Origin of the sequence: Vibrio halioticoli NBRC 102217 (assembly GCF_000496695.1) — a bacterium.
Lineage (GTDB): Bacteria > Pseudomonadota > Gammaproteobacteria > Enterobacterales > Vibrionaceae > Vibrio > Vibrio halioticoli.
The window spans coordinates 31872-50743 of record NZ_BAUJ01000039.1; the positions used below are offsets into that span (position 1 = coordinate 31872).

Below are 18872 nucleotides of genomic sequence, written 5' to 3' on the forward strand. Positions count from 1 at the left end.
TTTAATCTATGCGGGCTTTTTGCCCGCATTTTTTTGCTTTGTCATTCTTAAGTTACCGAAGGGACTAAAATGAAAAAAACAGCACTCGCACTGGCTGCAGCACTGACATTATCGGGTTGTAGTCTATTTAGTGATACTAAAACTGAATCTAACACGTTGGCGCAGGTTGATCGTTCAATGCTTTTAGATAGCCCACGCTTGAACGTGGTAGAGCGTGCATCTGTAGAAGATGCTTATAAAGGTGAAGTCGATGAACTTCGCAATAAACTTCTCAATGCTAAAGACGGCGATACCATTGAGATTGAAGCAGGTAAATATCGTAACCTGGGTCAACTAACTATCGAAGCCAACAATGTCACCATTAAAGCAAGAAAAGCAGGTACGGCTTGGGTAACAGGCCTTGTTCAGTTTGAGCTAAAGGGCAATGATATTACCTTAGACGGCTTGGTATTTACTGAAGGTGGTCCAAACGAGCGTTTTGGTGGCGTTCGCATGATGGGCGATCGTAACGTACTGAAAAACTCTACATTCTACTACTTTAATGACGATTACACTTATGAGCCTGATGCTCGTCGCTCTGAATACCCGAAGTATCTATGGGTTTCTTTGTGGGGTAAAGATGGTCAAGTCATTAACAACCGTTTTGAAGGCAAGCAGAAACGTGGCACTTTAATCGGTGTGCAAAAAGATGACACGCCAGACAATCATATTATTAAGCACAACATCTTCCTTGACCAAAAACCAAACCAATTTAATGAGTTTGATATTAAAGAAGCGATTCGTTACAACGGCAATAGCTGGGAAGCCATTCGTATCGGTGATTCAAAATCGTCACAGTGGCCTTCAAACAGCCAGTTTGTGGATAACCTATTGATCAGTATGGACGGTGAGCGTGAGCTTATCTCTATTAAGTCAGGTGGCAATGTTATCGGTGGCAATACCATTTTTGAAAGTAGTTCTTTGATCTCTCTTCGCCACGGTAAAGCTAACGTTGTTGAAGACAACGTGATTTTGGGCAATAAAAAGCTGCTGACTGGCGGTATGCGTATTTATGATGAAGATCATGTGATCCGAAATAACTATATTGCCAATACTCGCGGACGTGATGGTTTGATTGAAGGTAATGCCGATCTACGTGGTGGTATCGTGATTAATACGGGTATTATCGATGTTCAAAACGGCGAAAAACTTGACCAATCGGTTAAGGGCAAAGAGCTGAACAAACAGTGGACGCCAAAAAACATCACAATAGAAAACAATACTTTGGTTGATACGGAGTGGGGCATTGTGTACGGCAACCAAACACATCGTGTAAGCCTATTTAATAACAAAGAAGTCTCTAATATCTTTGGCGGCGTGGACGTTCATTTTAAGCACAACTTGATTGATAACTCTAAGAACCCAGAGTTTGTTGCGGTTAGAGCGACTAAAGATTTCCCACTAGTAGGCGCAACTTACGCTGATGAAGTGTATGTCGGTGCAGTGACTGAAGCTGAGCTTATTTCTGACTACTCTGATAAGTTACCGAAGATCACTAATGTGAATGGTTTTGAAACCGCTGAAAATGCGGGCGCTGACGCTTCTAAACTTGAGATCATTACGGCTGATGTTGCAGGTCCAAACTACGTAATTAAATAAAATATAACAACGTAGATGGTTAGGTAAAACAAAGGCGAGCATTGCTCGCCTTTTTTGGTTTTTACTGTTACTACAAATACTTAAGCCATGCTTTTTTTGAGCTATGTTTATAATCTGCAAAAGCTTTTACTGGAAAGTAGAGAGCGACCGCTAAGAAAATAGTCGTCAGCCAAATATAACCAACGCTTGGTAAACCGAATAAATTATCGTAATTTGCACCAAAGGTATTGAGTATCATGCGGTAGCCAAACAGCAATACGTACAGATGCAATATGTAGAAAAACATAGGTACTGAACCAAAGGTTTGCAATATACGGGTTACACCATTCTCTATTGTTTCAAAGCAAGCCAAAAGAATCACACCGAGCCCTAAAGTCATCAATATATAATGCAATGACGGTGGGTATTTGCTGAAATTAAAGAAGTCCATAACTGTTAGTATGAAAGTCGATTGAGTCTGCCAGTCTAACGTTTCCCCGTAAATGTTGAATCCACGCAGTATCATCAATAAGCCTAAGCTTGAGGCGCCTAGTTTAATCAATATTGAGCGTCGAGTTTTAGCATCATACGTTTTGCCAAAAATTGGGCCTATTGCATAACCGAGCAATATCACTCCTATCCAAGGCAAGACAGGATAAGAAAGCTTTATCTTTAATGCGCCTCCACTGATCAAAAATCCAGCATCGTGCAAGATAGTCCAGAATATGTACCCAAACTCGCCAGGCGCAAAGTTGATTGGTGTAAGAAGGTTGTGTGCAAAAACAATGAGTAGTCCAAGACCGGCGATCCAGACGCGCGGCAGTTTACACAGTAATGCGAGAGTAATCATACTTAGGCCAATAGCCCAGATCACTTGCAGATAAAGTGTTTCATACTTTCCAAACCAAGACAGATTAACGAGTGTCACTTCGATAAAGATAAGAAATAACCCACGTTTTAAAAGAAATGAGCTTGGGTTTCTTTTTATGCCATTGCTAGGATTTGCGTATAACCAAGCCGATAAACCAGTCAGAAATACAAATAAAGGGGCGCAAAGGTGTGCGAGCAATCGAGTGAAAAACAGTTCGGGTTCGGTTTCAGTTAAAGACATTGGATCAGCCACAGGGCGGTGATAATAGAAACGTTCACGAACGTGATCCAACAACATGATAAGAATGACGACTCCACGCATTACATCTATTGATGCAAGTCGTGTCATTGTTTTGTTCGCGATGTTAGACGCGGGAATATTTTGAAGTATAGCAGTCACATGTGCACCTAGTTTTATTTTAGGTGCAAAGTATATCTAGAAAATCGCTTCTATCTATATTCCACGATTTATGTGTTATCTAAAGGTAACTTTATTGATTGCTCCACCTGTATTACGTCAGGGAGTTTGATGGTGTGATTCGGTGCCTGTCCTTAAATCGTTTACTCCTTTTGATATGTATTCATTGTTGTCTGAGGTCGATGATTAAGCGCGTAATGATGACGATTTTTTTGCTAAGTAATTTTTATTTAGTTGGCCATAAACGATCTGTTTATAGAGGGTGATGAGCTCATGAGAGATATCTTTGGTATCTTGATACATCAGTGAAGTAGAAACTGATGTTTTATTTGTCGCAGTATTGATAGAGTTTTCTAGTTGAGCTGCGACCTTAGCTAAATTATGTTCTGTATTTGAAGTAAGATCTTGGTAACGCTGGATTTTTCTCAACAAATTATTCGCTCGCCCTAACAACAATTTTGGATTTCGTAAGCCATGCTCTATTACTGAGCTAATACAGATGCGGTATTGGGTAAGGGCATCGACTGTATCTAATAGGCTTTGCCATTGAGAGTTGTATTCTTTTAGGTTCTCATCTTCAGTATTGATACTTCGTAGTACTGCACTATCACAACAAAACATCAATAGACGGATGACTTGCCCGTGAGCAACAAGTTGTTTAGCAAAAGACAACTGCTCACTATTTTGGCTAAGTTCATCTAGTCGGCGAGATAAAATCCGTCTTTCAGTACGACTGCCCAAATAGGAATAATCAAGAATATCGTTGCTAATCTTATTCAGTCGTTCTTTTACGTTACTGATTCTTTTAGCATCGATCTTGTCACCCACTACTTTCTCATAAAGATAAGAGCGGTGCTGTCTCACGGTCTCGATTGCATACAAAACAAAATCTATGCTTTGTTTTCCTTGCAATAAGGAAGATTTAAACGGTGAAGTGAAAGTTTGAGTTAACTTAGATTGTTTTGCTAAAAACATTCGGCTTGATATATCCACAACCAGATCCTTATATCTAAATATCTTCAATATTATTAGAGCAAGTATGATGCCAACATTTAACACATTGTTTTTATGGGATATTTTATATTTACAATTAGTGCCTGTCCTTAAATTATGAGCTTAAATGGGGCAGAGAGCCCAGATTCGGTGCAGAAATTATTGGAGCGTACCTTAGTTTAATTCGGTGAGTTTAATTCGGTGTGTGTCCTTAAATCATTTGCTTAAGTGGTTGAAAGGATAAAGTGGCATTAGATCTTGAATCGACTAAGGTTTTTACAGGTGTTTTGAAAGTGAAGAGCGACTATGCACGAAGATTGGGCTGCACTAGGTATTGCAACAGTGGGAATTGTTGGTTTGGGTTGTCAATGGTTGGCTTGGCGATTAAAACTTCCTGCCATTTTGTTTTTGCTGTTAGCTGGGATTATTGCAGGCCCGGTTACCGGTTGGTTTCAACCTCAACAAGTGATTGGTGAGCATTTTTTTGCATTGGTATCACTGGCGGTCGCGGTCATTTTGTTTGAAGGTAGTTTAACTTTACGCTTTGCTGAAATAAAGGGCGTGAGTAATACAGTGTGGGCAATTGTGTCCATTGGTGCGTTAATCTCATGGGCATTAACCAGCATCGCGACTCACTATTTGTTAGGATTTGAATGGCCTTTAGCATTGTTATTTGGCAGTTTAACTGTGGTTACTGGCCCCACTGTTATTGTTCCGTTACTACGAACAGTTCGTCCCACTTCTCGTTTATCCAATATTCTGCGTTGGGAAGGGATCTTAATTGATCCTTTAGGTGCATTATTCGTGGTAATGGTTTACGAGTTTATTATTTCTAGCAGTTCGTCTCAAAGTGTTGAAGTATTTGGCATTATTTTAGTTATTGGCTTTGGAGTGGGAATTGCTGCGGGGGCTACGATAGCTGAACTTCTTAGACGACGTTGGTTGCCAGAATACTTACAACCGTTTGGTGTGCTAACGGTGGTGTTAGCGGTATTTGCAGGTTCAAACTATCTTGAGTCTGAATCGGGGCTACTGACAGTGACTGTGATGGGAATATGGTTAGCAAATGCTCGAGATGTCAATATCCAGAGTATTTTACACTTTAAAGAGCATCTCACAGTTATGTTCATTACGGGCTTGTTTATTTTGCTTGCTGCGCGCATAGATCTTGAAGATTTCCATGCTTTAGGATGGAGTGCTGTGGTGTTATTTATGGTCATTCAATTACTCTCCAGACCATTATCTATTTTTATTTCTACAGCTCGTAGTAGCTTGCATTTCAAAGAGAAATTATTTCTAGCGTGGGTGGCGCCGCGAGGTATTGTCGCAGCTTCTATTTCAGCCTTGTTTGCTATTAAGCTTTATGCATTTGGAATTGATGAAGCTAAGCTATTAGTTCCTTTAGTATTTATGGTTATCATTGGTACTGTCGTTTTACAAAGTGCTACGGCAAGACCATTGGCAAACTTTCTGGGTGTGGCGGAGCGTTCACCTAGAGGTTTTCTGATTATTGGGGCTAATGACGTTGCTCGTACTATTGCTTTAGCACTTGCAAAATATGATTTGCGTGTGGTGGTTACGGACTCAAACTGGGATTACATTAGTCAAGCTAAGATGTCAGGGTTGGAGTTTTATTATGGTAATCCTACGTCCAGCCATGCGGATGAGTATTTAGATTTGATTGGGGTGGGGCATGTGGTTGCCCTAAGTCCTGATAAACATTTTAATATTATGGCATGTATGCAGTATTTATCTGATTTCGGAGAGAATAGAGTTTTTTGCCTTAAAGATCTAAAAAGTGATGATGCAGATAAACATTCGGTTAGCAAAGGATCTTTTGGACAAATACTGTTTGATGGAAAACACAGCTTTAAAAAGCTCGCAAGCCTAATCAACCAAGGTGCGGAGGTTAAACATACTACGTTAAGTGGGGCTTTTACGTATAAAGACTATTTAAATCAATACCAAGATGCATTATTGCAACCACTTTTTGTGGTGACTGTCCTTAAAAGGATTCATATGGTCAGTGACCACACTTCATTTTCACCGCAACCAGGGGAAACGGTAGTTTCACTTATAAAAGCAGCGGAGTAGATGTTTTTTGCTCATACATAATCCTAACTACAGATAGCAATCAGGAAGTAGCATTACTATGAGTAAAATCATTATGGAATATATAACCAATAATGATTGGATTAAATGAATCTTTTCGATGTCTCTTGAACCTCGTAATATGCACGCCATCGACAACGCTTATGAGGAATTTCTACATGTCGCATCCAATCATTAAAGATCTAAACAGCCGTTATACAGCTAAAAAATACGACGCAAGCAAACGTATTTCTGCTGAAGATATGGAAGTGCTAAAAGAAGCTATTCGTTTATCTGCATCTTCAATTAACTCACAACCTTGGAAATTTGTTGTGATTGAAAGTGAAGCAGCTAAGCAGCGTTTTCATGACACTTTTGCCAATATGCACCAGTTTAATCAACCACATGCAAAAGAAGCGTCACACATTATTCTATTTGCACATAACCCAAAATATACCAAAGATGACTACCGTAAGGTCGTTGATGTTGAAGTTAGCTCAGGCCACCTTCCAGCCGACATGTATGACAATATGCTAAATGGTGCATTTGGTTTTGTGGATTTAAATACTGACGAAACTGGCTTTAACGGCAGTTGGACCAAGGCACAGACTTACATTGCAGTGGGTAATACATTACATACTTTAGCTCGTATGGGGATTGCCTCTACGCCGATGGAAGGTGTGGATCCAAAACTTATTGGTGAAATATTTGCCGAAGAATTGGGTGATTATCAATGTGATTTTGCTTTGGCAATTGGTTATCACCTTGACGGTGAGGATTATAACTACGGTAAACCTAAAGCACGCTTAGCTGCTGAAGATGTGATTACTGTTATTTAGTCGTAAACCAAAAAAGATTCAACAAAGGCTAGGTGTAAACCTGGCCTTTTTGTGTTTGTTATAGGGTAAATGCTTTGATTGCTTTTGATTAAATTTGGTAAGTAAATTCGGTGCCTGTCCTTAAATCTTGATTCAAAATTTGTGAGATATGGCACAGAGATCTTATATACCTATTTAAATAAAAAGCATATTGTATTACAATTATGCCAGTTGCTAAAAGTGTGTTGAGTTTGCCTATCTGTTTAAGGCTTATTTATTGAATTACTAGCACTTTTAGTGAAGCCTAAAATTAAACAAAGAGAACATCAATATGTCTAATAAAGTAGCATTTATCTCAGGCGCAACTGGAGGCATCGGCTTTCAAGTTGCAAAACGTCTTGGTCAAGATGGATACACAGTCGTTCTTAACGGCATCGAAGATGACAAAGGCGCAGAGCGTCTAGTTGAGCTTAAAGAAGCTGGTATCGAAGCTGAGTACTACGGTTTTGACGTAACTGATGAGCATGCTGTAACAGCTAACATCAACGCTATTGGCGAAAAATACGGTCAAATCGACGTTGTAGTGAACAACGCTGGTGGTCTAGGTGGTCGTAGCCCAATCGAAGGTATGGAAACTGATTTCTTCCGTAAAGTAATGGCTCTTAACCTTGATAGCGCATTCTTTGTATCTCGTGCTGCAATCCCATTCTTGAAGAAGTCTGACAATGCGTCAATCATCAACTTTACTTCAAACGCGGCTTGGAACGCTGGTGGCCCTGGTGCTGGTATCTACGGTACTTCTAAAGCTGCAGTACACACTCTAACACGCGCACTAGCTAAAGAACTTGCTCCTGCAAACATCCGTGTTAATGCTGTATCTCCTGGTACTATCGATACTCCATTCCACGCACAAATCAAAGCGACTAAGCCAGAAGTATTCGCTTCTTGGGCTAACAGCATTATGCTAGGTCGTCTAGGTCAACCAGAAGAAGTAGCATCTGCAATTTCTTTCCTAGTAAGCAAAGATGCTTCGTTCATCACTGCTGAAACGCTACAAATCGGTGGTGGTCAAGCTCTAGGTATTTAATTACCGTTTTAAACTCATCTTTAGTTTAAATGCTTGAATAGAAACAGTAGGTCTTGATAAAAGGTCTACTGTTTTTTATATGCCTTAGATAATTTTAAGGGACACACACCAAATAAAAATTTAGAGTTATATCTGAATATCTTATGCAATGTATTCTTATTAGAAGCTTGTTGAGCTTTTACTTCGCAGCTTTGCGTATGTGTGAATTGGTATAGTAGACCATTTTAAGAACGGTACGTTTTATTCGGTAAGCTCTTTATCTTTGCATTTAAATAGTGAAAATATGCTTAATTTAGCCAATACATGTGTATCTTCGATTTACCTAGCAGTAACTTCGCATGTTCAATTTCATATAGCCTTGTACTGATTGCTGTTGTTCGGCGATGTTCTAGATGAGCGCAAACGTTAACCCAGTTTCGTTGATTAAAGCTAAGTCTTTGTAAGATAGGGGGCAGAGTATGCTCCATAGATGCTTTTCCTTCTCTGAATTCTTGTGCAGTCCAGTCCACTAATTCAATATAATCCATCAGCTTAAATGGAATACCTCGTTGAGTTTCGTCGCTTGAATTACCAATAAACGGACATAGGTAATTTGGTGTAATGCTGCCACTTCCGAGCGCATCTAACCTAGCCTTGATTGATGTATATTCAGATTCTTCAGGTGTTTTAGCAGTACTTGATCTGACTGGATTCAGATCGACATAAGCCATTGCAGCTAAAAGTGCTTGGTCATCAAGTAATGCTTGGCTTTTAAAACGACTCTCCCAAAAATGCCCTTTGCAGTTATCTTCTCTGTTAGCTCTACATGCAATTTCAAAATTTAAGTCTTTCATAAACCAACTTAAATCCCATAATCTAGTTCGCCAGAGTTCAATGATTTTATTGCATTTTTCTTCTTCAGCAGGGTTAGTTAGTTCTTTCTTTAACCAGCGTTTTATCAATAAAGGAAGTTTGTGATCAAGGCTCCACCTTTCTACAATCTCAAGCTGTGATAAATCTAACGCTTTGTTTTTATTGATATATAAGACTAGATGGTAATGGTTGCTCATGATGGCGTAGGCACAAACATCGATACAATAACAGTATGTCAAAGCAATAAGCTTTTGCTCGACCCATTGCTTTCTATGGTTGTAACAAGTGCGGTTTTTGTAGTCGTGACCGCATAAATAACTTTGTCGGACACATCGAGATACACAGTGGTAGTAGGGTGTAGCGTCAATCGATACTAGTTGTTTGCGTGCAGTAGTCATGTTCATTAACTCTTAAAAAAATCAGATAGAGTTTATTTAGCTGTTAATGGATGAGAAATCACGGTATTAGTTAGAAAATCATACTGTATTTGGTACTTTAAAGGGCTAATGTATGGACTTTTATACGGGACTGTCCTCGAATGTAAAAAGCGATTCTTTATTTCTCAAGTCGAATTATGATAAGTCGATTTGGTGTGTGTCCTGAAAAGGATTCGGTGTGTGTCCCTAAAAAAGGGAAGAGCCACTCAATCTTGAGTGGCTATTTTAAACAATAACTTAATCGTAAATTGTTGGGATGGGTTGGCGCTTGTGTTGGGTGCGTTTGTAGATGTCGATGATAGTTTGTTTTGCATCTTCAGCTAGAGGTTTTCCTTCTAGGAAGTTGTCGATATCATCGTAAGTAACGCTTAGTGCGTCTTCATCGGCTTTTTGTGGGTCAAGTTCCTCAAGATCGGCGGTAGGGACTTTAGTGACTAATTGCTCTGGTGCACCTAGTGTTTTTGCTAATTGACGAACTTGGCGTTTGCTTAGGCCAAACAAAGGCGCAAGATCGCAAGCTCCGTCACCAAACTTGGTGTAGAAACCGGTAATATTTTCAGCAGAATGATCCGTACCAAGCACTAAGCCGCCAACGTATCCTGCAATTTGGTATTGAGCCTGCATGCGTGCACGTGCTTTTAAATTACCTTTTACGAAGTCAATTTTTTCAGCAGATTCAGGCATTAGACCTGTACCTTCTAGAGCGACAGAAGTGGCGGCGTGCATTCCGTCAACACCTGCTGCGATATTTACGGCAACCGAATGGCTTGGCTTGATAAAAGAGAGCGCAAGTTGCGCTTCATCTTCGTCTTTTTGTTCTGCGTAAGGTAGACGCACAGCAATAAATTGGTAGTTGTCATCAGACTCTTGATTGAGCTGATCAACCGCAACTTGCGCTAAGCGACCACAAGTTGTTGAATCAACACCGCCACTAATACCAAGTACCACTGACTTACAGCCAGCTTCCAGCATTTTCTGCTTGATAAAATTTACACGTCGTTCAATTTCAAAATCGACGTCGATGCTTGGGAGTACGCGCATTTCTTGGCGAATTTTCTGTTCCATTAGTTAAATGTCCTAAATATTCAAAGGCAACTTTTGATATCATATTGCAAATTCTCATTCGGCTCAATTTTCCAAAGCATAGAGGGCAATAATAATGAAAAAAATAGCGGTATTTGGCAGTGCCTTCAACCCCCCAAGTTATGGTCATTTGAGTGTAATTGAGCGTTTGTCCCATTTTGAACAAGTATTATTAGTGCCCAGTATCGCGCATGCTTGGGGAAAGCAGATGTTAGACTATGCAGAACGCTGCACTATGATTGAAGGTTTTATTAGTGATATTCCCTGCCGCAATGTAACCCTGTCACGTATTGAGCAAAGACTAAATGGGCAATCAGAGGGCAGTATTACCACTTTTCAAGTACTAAGCGCTCTGCAAGCCGAACATACAGACGCAGAGTTAACCTTTGTGATGGGGCCGGATAATTTATTTAATTTTGCAAAATTTGCTAAAGCTGAACAGATAATGAAACACTGGAACGTATTAGCATGCCCAGAAACCACCGCTATACGCAGTACTGAAATACGTGAAAAACTTGCACAGCATCAAGATATTAACCATTTGACGACCAAAAGCGTCGTTAAAATATTGCAAAATCAACACTTCTACCGCACAATTTAACATTATTCTGACAGAACTCTAAAAACCAAAAGGACACTTGGATTAAGTGACACGATTAAATGCGACAGTAGCACTGGTATGTGGCACTTTTATGGCAGGAGCTCCTGAGGCTTGTGTTTTTGATCGCGATCCAACCAGAACCATCGTTTTGGTTAATTCTACTTTAGAGCTCTGTGATGAGATTATCGACACCGTCGATGAAATCGTTGACGATCTGCTAGTGACTACTCATTTAAAAGACGAACCCACTACATTAGATTACTGGTCGGACTGGATGTTGAAAAATGTCGACGATCCTCTTGTCACCCAGCGTGTCGAAGAAAGCTTTTTTGGCCTTGGGGTGTATCGTCCTGCAGAAATGGCCACTAATGATGCTGAACTTTCGTATGAAGAGATAATAAAAACATACGGGGTTCAACTAAGTGTGGGCATTGGTGAAAAAGATAAACCCCGTGTACGATTAGACTATCAATGGCATGAACACTTTGAAGATGTAGTCCATGTTCAATTAGAAGTGCCGTTTTAAAGATTCACTCGTCAGGTCCATTCTCGTACCCTCACGAGTTTTTCCGTGTACGAAAATCCCTAATATCAACTATTTAAACGCTCTAACAATCAAGTCTAACTATTCCCCTAAAACAGCCAATCGAGCCGCTTGATAACTTTGCTCACTGCCTGCAAACAGTCTCTGCGCAATTTCAGCTTCTTTTGTTCCAGATAAACGCAGCTTTTCAGCTTCTTTTACTCGCATCACCATTTGATATTCAATTGAGAGATCTTTGCTTGAGCTATCCCATTGATTCAACTTGTGACTTAAAGAGGTGGCTTGCAAATTAGGCATGATATCCAGCAGTTCATATTGCATTGCACCAAGCAACACTTGCTGATGCTCTGACGGATCAGGCACGTTGGCTAATCGGTCAAATAGCGCCACGATGAGTTCACTGGCTTTAACATAACCGGCTTTATTAGGAAAAGGTTTGGTTAGGCGTTGTGAGGCTTCTACCACTTTACAGCGAGTATTAGGGAAGTAACTCAAAGCAGATAAACAATTGGCAGGTAACCAAAAGAAATGACCTTTATCAATGGCATATTCAAGCTTACCTAAACGCACACTGACTAAACCTTCAACCACATAGATAAGTTGATGCTTAAGCGTCGGCTTTCGTGAGGTTAATGAGAGGTAGTCAAACTGTTTATCTTCAAATTGTATCGCGTAATGCATGGGCAAGTTCAGTGTATGTTGAGCGTTATTTTAATTAGGTTAGCGCGATATGATGTGCTCTGCCAATAGCAACAATGTAAATAAATGGGGAATAATGCGACCTTATATGGTCTGACCTTACAATTTCATGTGCTAACTTGCTGTAAATTGTTTAATAAGCGCGTAAAATCGGCATGATTTTTTGCAAATGATGATGAATATGTCTACTGATAACGATATTTACCAAGAGATTAGACCCTATAACAACGAAGAAATTGCTCCAGCGATTGGTCGATTAATTAATGACGAAGAATTTATCTCCGCCATTCTTAATCACAAGTTTAACAATCACGCAAAATGGTTTCAGGCTCTCATGTCACCACTTGTGAAATTGTATTTGAAAAACCGTTGGGGGAAACTGGACTCTATCGACTCAGTGCAGATCGAGGTGGAAAAATACCTAAAGAAAGCTCTTGATGCCACCACAGACAATGTGAATTTTGATGGTCTTGATAAACTGGATCGAGATACGCCTTACTTGTTCATTTCAAACCACCGTGATATTGCGATGGATCCTGCACTAGTCAACTATGGCCTGCATAACACTCAGCATAAGACCGTTCGTATTGCGATTGGCGATAACTTGTTAAGTAAACCTTGTGCAACCGAATTGATGAAAGTCAACAAGAGCTTTATTGTTAAACGCTCGGCAAAAGGTCCGCGTGAGATGTTGAAAACATTGGGTTTACTGTCGTCTTATATTAAGCACTCTTTAGAAACGGGCAATTCTATCTGGATTGCACAAAAAGAAGGGCGCGCAAAAGACGGCAATGACTTTACCGATCCGGCTATCATTAAGATGATTCAGCTAGAAGGGCGCAAACGCAAAATGTCTTTCTCTGATTACGTGAAATCATTGAAGATTGTTCCTGTGGCAATCTCTTACGAAATTGACCCTTGCGATATTGCTAAAGCCAATGAGCTTCATCAAAAAGCGACCAAAGGTGAGTATCAAAAGTCAGAGTTTGAAGATATCGAAAGTATCGTAAAAGGCATCACGGGCTATAAAGGAAGAGTGAACGTGAGTTTTGGTGATGTGATTGATAACGACTTAGACACTCCAGAAGCTCTGGCCGATGAGATTGATCGTCAAATCCATGATAACTATAAACTGTTCCCAATTAACCTGTTGGCCGCTGGCGTAGAAGATGACACTGTTATCGATCAAGCCACTAAGAACAAATTTGAAGAGAAATTAGCGCAATTGGAAGAAGGGGCAAAAGCCTTCTTAATTGATGGTTACGCAAACCCTGTGCGAAATCTATCAAAAGATAAATCTGAGTTGGTTGCTTAAACCTTCTTCGCTAAATTAAGAAGCCAGATAAAGAAAAGGTTGAACTTAGTGATAAGTTCAACCTTTTTAATTCAGATAAGTGAATATTAACGAGAAAGAGTACGACTCTTAAGATCGAAGATAAGTTTTTCAGCACTTACTTCAAATTTCAGTTTAGCGTGAAGCTCAAACTGATCATCGTTTTCTACGATTTCAACTTGCGATTCAACCGCAGCATTCACTTCTTTAGCAAGGGCTAAATAGTTTTGAAACTCAACTTCTACCGCTTCTTTGCTTGAAGAAAATAGTGATACTTCAGAAGTCTCATCACCCACGTTGATAACAAAGCCCATCTCGCCTGCCACACCGCATGCTTCACAAACTTCTGGTTCTTTTGTTACTTTAGACATAGTCAATCTCCTATAACGATTTGTTTCAGTTTACATAGCAATGATGTGATCAGCTACAAAAATATTTGTAAGATCTAAACATTTATTTAATAACGTGTATTGGGAATGTCATTTTGTCATTTGATTGTCAGAATAAAGGGGCATGCATTGAATCTATATCGCGACTATATGAGTATGATCTAAAACAAGATTTACTCTCCAATTATAGGTCGGTGTAATGCCAAAGCGCAGTAAAGAAGATACAGAAATAACCGTGAACATGATTATGGATTCGGTGCTCGAGCAAATGTTGACGATCGGCTATGACCAAATGTCTTATACAACATTAAGTCGAGCCACGGGTGTATCACGCACAGGTATTAGTCATCATTTCCCTAAAAAAGCGGACTTTGCTTTAAAGTCGCAAAATCGTGTCTTCGATTTACTACTCACTCACCTTGACTTTGATTCAGGTTTAACAGGTTTTAGTAAAAGTTGGCAAGCGTCATTACAGTCTTCACAATTTCTAGCAATCTTGCGCTTGATGATTCACCACATTACCGTTTTTGACGGGGCGAAAGCGTTTTCGTTGCAAGGAATCGATCGTCTATTTGCTTTGCTACAAGAACAATATGGTGAGGAAAGCAAAAAAGAACTTGAGTGGTTGTTAGGGCTTGCTGTGATTCGTTTAGTGAACTGAACGAATACAAGAGCACAATTAGTCGATGAAACCTTCTTCAGTGAAACACTGAAAAGTGCATTTACGTGCAATACCACACCAAATGTCACGGTATGCAACGACCTGAGTAAAACTTTCAATATGAGTTACTTATCCAACTCGTTGAGTTGTGTATAATCGGCGTTGCAAAAGGCTAACTAGCACTTATATTCACGCACTCTACCTTGCTTAAAAAACGGACAATTCATGCAGTTATTAGACATCAACAAGGCACAATACCGCGCCCGCTTAAATGTGGTCATCGTTGCTTGTATCGCGGGTTTAACGGCATCAAGCTTAGCGATTTCTCAAACTTTAATTCATTTACTGCCGTCTGAATCAGGTAGCCATTTTCATTGGAATGCACTCGGCGTAGTGGTGAGCGCAGCTCTGTTAGGTATCACTCTACTTAATTTAAAAACTCACCCAAAGATGAAAGAAGTAGTGTATGTATGGGAGTTAAAGCATGCTCTAAATCTTATTTATCGTAAGAATCGCCAATTACTTGAACATGCCAAACAAGGAAACGCACAGGCAATGTTAGCGTTGCAGTTTAGCTACGATGGTTCTCGCCAATTATGGAAATTAGACGATAACACCATCACTATGGATAGCTTACATAAGTCTCAAACTCAACTTGATATTTGGGCGCGTGAATATGGTGTTGAACTCGACATTCGCCAATATCATTCCAAAATATTAAAAGCATTTTAACCATTCAACCTTCATTGGCGTCAGTGAGCCGTTCAGTAGACTAATCACGACGCCTTTCTTCTTACTTTACATTAAATTCCCCTCTTTTTTTAACCGAAATATAAAAAGTTCAATACTTGTTGATAACTTATTTAGAAAAGCATCTAAACTACAGTTAGAAGATTGTATTACAAGGACTTTTTATGAACACTTCTCAGGATTTCTCTAAGCACGCAATCGATGCTTTTATTAAAATCGTCATCGTCGGCATATTGCTCTATTTGTGCTTTCAGATACTCAAACCCTTTATCTTGTTGGTGGTTTGGGGCGCAATTATCGCTACGGCACTCTTTCCTCTGGTGAAGGGGATCGAAACCAAAGTGGGGCTATCACAAGGCAAATCGAGTTGGTTATTGTCACTTGTTGGCGTCGCACTGCTCATTTTACCGTCGTATTTAATTGGGGACAGTCTATTTAGCAGTGCTGGGGATGTGTATGAGCAAGTACAAAGTGGCACACTGCAATTAAAACCGCCGTCAGAGAGTATTCAAGATTGGCCTATCATAGGTGAGCACTTGTATGCCACGTTACTGGGCTTTTCTGCCAATCTTAGCAATGCATTAATTCAACACTCAGAGCATGTAAAAGACCTGCTTGGTACGGTGATTGCGACCGTTGGCAGTGTTGGCGGTAGCGTTTTACAGTTTACGATTTCTTTGTTGATTGCGGGCGTATTCATGGCAAATGCACAGGCGTGCGAAAAATCATTTCAACAAATATCAGTGCGCCTTGCCGGCGATTATGGTGCTCAGTTCACACAAATATCGGTGGCGACCGTGCGCAGCGTAGTACAAGGCGTGATTGGCGTTGCCATTACTCAATCTTTGATGGCCGGAGTCGGGCTCTATTTTGCTGATATTCCTTTTGCAGGGTTATGGATGTTAGCGGTGCTAATTGTTGCCATCATTCAATTGCCACCTATTTTAGCCTTAATTCCGGCGCTGTTTTTTGCCTGGACAACTGACACGACGCTAGTGGCAGGAATCTTTACCGTATGGTGCGTGTTGGTCAGTGCCAGTGATGCGATACTAAAACCTATGCTGATGGGACGAGGGACTGATATCCCCATGCTGGTCATATTGTTAGGCGCCATTGGTGGTATGGCAATGTCGGGCATTGTAGGCTTGTTTGTTGGGGCGGTGGTTCTTGCTGTGACGCATCGCTTGTTCGTCGCTTGGTTAGCTCAATCTGAGGTTGAGAATGAGCAAGGCGATAAGGCGCAACCACAAAAAGAGACATAATGATGGCCAAAATGACAGAGCGCGATAATTTTCTATATTTGTTGGTTGCGTTAATAGTTTTACTTGGCGGGTGCGCCATCATGGAGCAGTTTTTTGGCACTGGCCAGAGCGTGATCTTACTGGGGCTGTTGTTTTGTATGTCAGCTTCTATTTTTGGTATTGAAAGCCAAAAAATAAAGACGCGTGGCTGGCTTGGCTTTTTGATTGTATTGGTGATGTTGTCCTCATTAGCTTCGATTTTTGACGCAGCCAATCTTTCTATTGTCTCGCTTGCCGCACTGATTATGTTTATTGGCCAATACTTAAAACATGCCACGTTATTAGTATTAAAAGCGCCAAGTATCGATAGGAATCAAATCGTCGGCTCTATCTGCATTTATTTAATGATGGGGCTGTGGTTTGCGTTCGTGCAATTGTTGCTGTTAGAGCTATTGGGGGGAGGCTTTAATGGCATCGAATATGGGCCATGGCTAGATAACCTGTCGAAAATGTTTTATTTCAGCTTTATTACTATGACGTCTGTCGGTTATGGTGCGATTTCTCCTAGCGAGCCATTGACACGGTTTGTTGCGTATTTTCAAGCTATTGCGGGAGTCTTTTATTTGGCAATACTGGTTTCTAGTTTAGTCAGTGGGGGACTGTCCCAGAAAAGTAGCGCAAGTGATGAATGATATTTATTAAATAACAAGCAAAGGCTAAGTAGGGTCATTGGCTATCAAGGACCCTACTTAATATTTTTTACTGCACTTGCAGTTCAGTCACTTTAATTTCCGAATTTATGTCGCCTAGTGTGGCAAACATAGAATCTCCAGAGATCATCAAACTCAAATCATTAGTACGTTGTAATCCTGCCACTAATTCTGTGATAGGAGCAAAATCAAATTGCGTGACACTGGTTTTAATGTCGCGCAATGCGGATTGATTTTTTGCAAACCAAACATTGGATTTATTTTCGTTGAAGGTATAAATGTGCGTTTGCTTTGACTTACGTGCCGCTTTTTTTACGCGATCGGTTGATGGTTCACCCACTTCAATCCACGTCAAAATGTCACCAATATCAGATAACTCCCAAATATCTGGCTCTTCTTGATCGGACAGACCTTTAGTGAAAGTCAGGTTAGGGGTAGCGTTGAGACAAAAGGCCAAAATACGAACTAGCATGCGAACTTCATTTTCCGAAGGATGCTTAGCGATAGTGAGGTTGATATCTTCAAATCGATTGCGATTGGTGTCCGCAATGTTTACACGAAACTTAAAAATAGTGGGTTTGAGCGCCAAAGTGGGAATTCCAGAGAGTAGGAGATAGGCGGTGATTATATAGGTAACGGCAACTAAAAGTAAGCCAGCAAGGTACTGGCTTACTTAGCGCAGATTATACAGCGCGAATTTGCTCTGCTTGTGGGCCTTTTTGACCGGTAGTAACAACAAATTCTACTTTTTGGCCTTCAGCAAGAGTACGGAAACCGTCGCCTTGGATAGCTGAGAAGTGAGCGAATACGTCTGGACCGTTTTCTTGTTGAATAAAACCAAAACCTTTAGTTTCGTTAAACCATTTTACGGTACCAGTAACTGTGTTTGACATTGTCAGTTTTCCTTTACATTTTAACTAAATTTGGCCTGTTGCGACCATTCTAAGAGCTTGAAAATAGATTGTATTGACCGCTGATGAATACGACGGTGACAAGTCTCCAACAGTACTGTACAACATCAAAAACAAAACTTTTCCTGCCTGATTCAGTGTATAGAGCAGAGTAGATAAGTCAATGAAATCAAAGGTAGTTACTGGGGGCCAATTTGTAAAATTGTTAGGCGTATTCAACTTTTTATACATGAAACTTAAACTTGCCGGTTTTGCAACGTAGTCGTCATCTTTTGCTTGTTGAGTTACTCTGCTCCTCTGTACAATGAGGCAAAACGAGTAGAGGAATTGATTATGCAAGCAACCGTATCTTGGGTTGAAGATTTCAAATTTATTGGTGAATCTCAGTCGGGTCACTCTGTAGTGTTGGATGGCAGTGGCGGTAAAACGGCGCCAAGCCCGATGGAAATGGTGTTAATTGCCGCTGGTGGTTGTAGCTCTGTCGATGTTGTGGATGGATTAAAAAGTGCAGGGCAGAAGGTGACTGGCTGTGTGGCGAAACTGTCTAGTACCCGCCGTGACGTAGCGCCAAAATACTTTACCCAAATTAATATTCATTTTGAAGTTTCTGGTGAAGCGCTCGATCCTGCCATTGTGGCGAAAGTGGCGCAAGACTCGCTAGAGAAGTATTGTTCAGTGTGTCTGATGCTGGATAAGGGCGTACAAATGACTCACTCTTGGGATATCGTATAACGCTATTAATTATAATAATTAATACCAATCACACT

Annotated in this window: 20 protein-coding genes; 12 read left to right on the forward strand and 8 right to left on the reverse strand. The window is 40.4% G+C overall.

Translation table 11 applies throughout. The annotated features are described in order from the left end of the window. Positions 1–69 precede the first annotated feature (69 nt). The gene (locus VHA01S_RS12030; RefSeq protein WP_023404647.1) at positions 70–1638 is read left to right on the forward strand and encodes a polysaccharide lyase 6 family protein; all 1569 of its coding nucleotides are present in this window, start codon (positions 70–72) and stop codon (positions 1636–1638) included. Between the two features lie 70 nt (positions 1639–1708). On the opposite strand, the gene VHA01S_RS12035 is transcribed toward VHA01S_RS12030, so the two are convergent. Next, positions 1709–2836 (reverse strand): acetyltransferase domain-containing protein, encoded by a 1128-nt coding sequence (locus VHA01S_RS12035; RefSeq protein ID WP_039970823.1) that lies wholly within the window; start codon positions 2834–2836, stop codon positions 1709–1711. A 255-nt stretch (positions 2837–3091) separates the two neighbouring features. Further along, positions 3092–3898: a hypothetical protein gene (locus VHA01S_RS12040; protein WP_023404649.1), complete on the reverse strand. Its 807-nt coding sequence runs from the start codon at positions 3896–3898 to the stop codon at positions 3092–3094. Positions 3899–4204: 306 nt separating this feature from the next. Here VHA01S_RS12040 and VHA01S_RS12045 point away from each other — a divergent pair, with 306 nt between their 5' ends. From VHA01S_RS12045 to VHA01S_RS12055, 3 genes are all read left to right on the forward strand, one after another. Then, positions 4205–5992, forward strand: coding sequence for a cation:proton antiporter (locus tag VHA01S_RS12045; RefSeq protein ID WP_023404650.1), 1788 nt, complete (start codon positions 4205–4207; stop codon positions 5990–5992). 176 nt (positions 5993–6168) lie between these two features. Further along, positions 6169–6828, forward strand: coding sequence for an NAD(P)H-dependent oxidoreductase (locus VHA01S_RS12050; protein WP_023404651.1), 660 nt, complete (start codon positions 6169–6171; stop codon positions 6826–6828). 310 nt (positions 6829–7138) lie between these two features. Next, positions 7139–7894: an SDR family NAD(P)-dependent oxidoreductase gene (locus VHA01S_RS12055; protein ID WP_023404652.1), complete on the forward strand. Its 756-nt coding sequence runs from the start codon at positions 7139–7141 to the stop codon at positions 7892–7894. Between the two features lie 287 nt (positions 7895–8181). On the opposite strand, the gene VHA01S_RS12060 is transcribed toward VHA01S_RS12055, so the two are convergent. Continuing rightward, positions 8182–9144 (reverse strand): transposase, encoded by a 963-nt coding sequence (locus VHA01S_RS12060; protein WP_039970817.1) that lies wholly within the window; start codon positions 9142–9144, stop codon positions 8182–8184. A 276-nt stretch (positions 9145–9420) separates the two neighbouring features. Beyond that, positions 9421–10248, reverse strand: a complete 828-nt coding sequence (gene nadE / locus VHA01S_RS12065) for an NAD(+) synthase (RefSeq protein ID WP_023404654.1) — start codon at positions 10246–10248, stop codon at positions 9421–9423. 94 nt (positions 10249–10342) lie between these two features. Between nadE and VHA01S_RS12070 the strand changes: the two genes are divergently transcribed. Both VHA01S_RS12070 and VHA01S_RS12075 read left to right on the forward strand, forming a co-directional pair. Further along, on the forward strand, positions 10343–10867 hold the full coding sequence (locus VHA01S_RS12070) for a nicotinate-nicotinamide nucleotide adenylyltransferase (protein ID WP_023404655.1): 525 nt from the start codon (positions 10343–10345) through the stop codon (positions 10865–10867). 46 nt (positions 10868–10913) lie between these two features. Further along, complete coding sequence (locus VHA01S_RS12075; protein ID WP_023404656.1) at positions 10914–11393, forward strand: hypothetical protein; 480 nt, start codon at positions 10914–10916, stop codon at positions 11391–11393. Positions 11394–11492: 99 nt separating this feature from the next. Here the strand turns inward: VHA01S_RS12075 and VHA01S_RS12080 are convergent, their stop codons facing one another. After that, positions 11493–12092, reverse strand: a complete 600-nt coding sequence (locus VHA01S_RS12080) for a hypothetical protein (RefSeq protein ID WP_023404657.1) — start codon at positions 12090–12092, stop codon at positions 11493–11495. A 199-nt stretch (positions 12093–12291) separates the two neighbouring features. Here VHA01S_RS12080 and VHA01S_RS12085 point away from each other — a divergent pair, with 199 nt between their 5' ends. Beyond that, a complete protein-coding gene (locus tag VHA01S_RS12085; protein ID WP_023404658.1) occupies positions 12292–13425 on the forward strand; it encodes a 1-acyl-sn-glycerol-3-phosphate acyltransferase in 1134 nt (377 codons plus the stop codon). An 86-nt stretch (positions 13426–13511) separates the two neighbouring features. On the opposite strand, the gene VHA01S_RS12090 is transcribed toward VHA01S_RS12085, so the two are convergent. Next, positions 13512–13814 (reverse strand): DUF406 family protein, encoded by a 303-nt coding sequence (locus VHA01S_RS12090; protein ID WP_023404659.1) that lies wholly within the window; start codon positions 13812–13814, stop codon positions 13512–13514. Between the two features lie 217 nt (positions 13815–14031). Here VHA01S_RS12090 and VHA01S_RS12095 point away from each other — a divergent pair, with 217 nt between their 5' ends. The 4 genes from VHA01S_RS12095 to VHA01S_RS12110 all read left to right on the forward strand — a co-directional run bounded on the left by VHA01S_RS12095 (position 14032) and on the right by VHA01S_RS12110 (position 17176). After that, the gene (locus VHA01S_RS12095; protein WP_023404660.1) at positions 14032–14493 is read left to right on the forward strand and encodes a TetR family transcriptional regulator; all 462 of its coding nucleotides are present in this window, start codon (positions 14032–14034) and stop codon (positions 14491–14493) included. 225 nt (positions 14494–14718) lie between these two features. Beyond that, the gene (locus VHA01S_RS12100) at positions 14719–15225 is read left to right on the forward strand and encodes a DUF3087 domain-containing protein (protein WP_023404661.1); all 507 of its coding nucleotides are present in this window, start codon (positions 14719–14721) and stop codon (positions 15223–15225) included. Between the two features lie 182 nt (positions 15226–15407). Next, positions 15408–16505, forward strand: coding sequence for an AI-2E family transporter (locus VHA01S_RS12105; RefSeq protein ID WP_023404662.1), 1098 nt, complete (start codon positions 15408–15410; stop codon positions 16503–16505). Beyond that, a complete protein-coding gene (locus tag VHA01S_RS12110; RefSeq protein ID WP_023404663.1) occupies positions 16505–17176 on the forward strand; it encodes a potassium channel family protein in 672 nt (223 codons plus the stop codon). Before VHA01S_RS12105 ends, VHA01S_RS12110 begins: the two co-directional genes overlap by 1 nt. Positions 17177–17243: 67 nt before the next feature. On the opposite strand, the gene VHA01S_RS12115 is transcribed toward VHA01S_RS12110, so the two are convergent. Both VHA01S_RS12115 and VHA01S_RS12120 read right to left on the reverse strand, forming a co-directional pair. Further along, complete coding sequence (locus VHA01S_RS12115) at positions 17244–17783, reverse strand: YaeQ family protein (protein ID WP_023404664.1); 540 nt, start codon at positions 17781–17783, stop codon at positions 17244–17246. A 94-nt stretch (positions 17784–17877) separates the two neighbouring features. After that, positions 17878–18087, reverse strand: a complete 210-nt coding sequence (locus tag VHA01S_RS12120) for a cold-shock protein (RefSeq protein WP_017029576.1) — start codon at positions 18085–18087, stop codon at positions 17878–17880. Positions 18088–18438: 351 nt separating this feature from the next. Between VHA01S_RS12120 and VHA01S_RS12125 the strand changes: the two genes are divergently transcribed. Then, on the forward strand, positions 18439–18837 hold the full coding sequence (locus VHA01S_RS12125; protein WP_023404665.1) for an OsmC family protein: 399 nt from the start codon (positions 18439–18441) through the stop codon (positions 18835–18837). Positions 18838–18872: the final 35 nt, after the last annotated feature.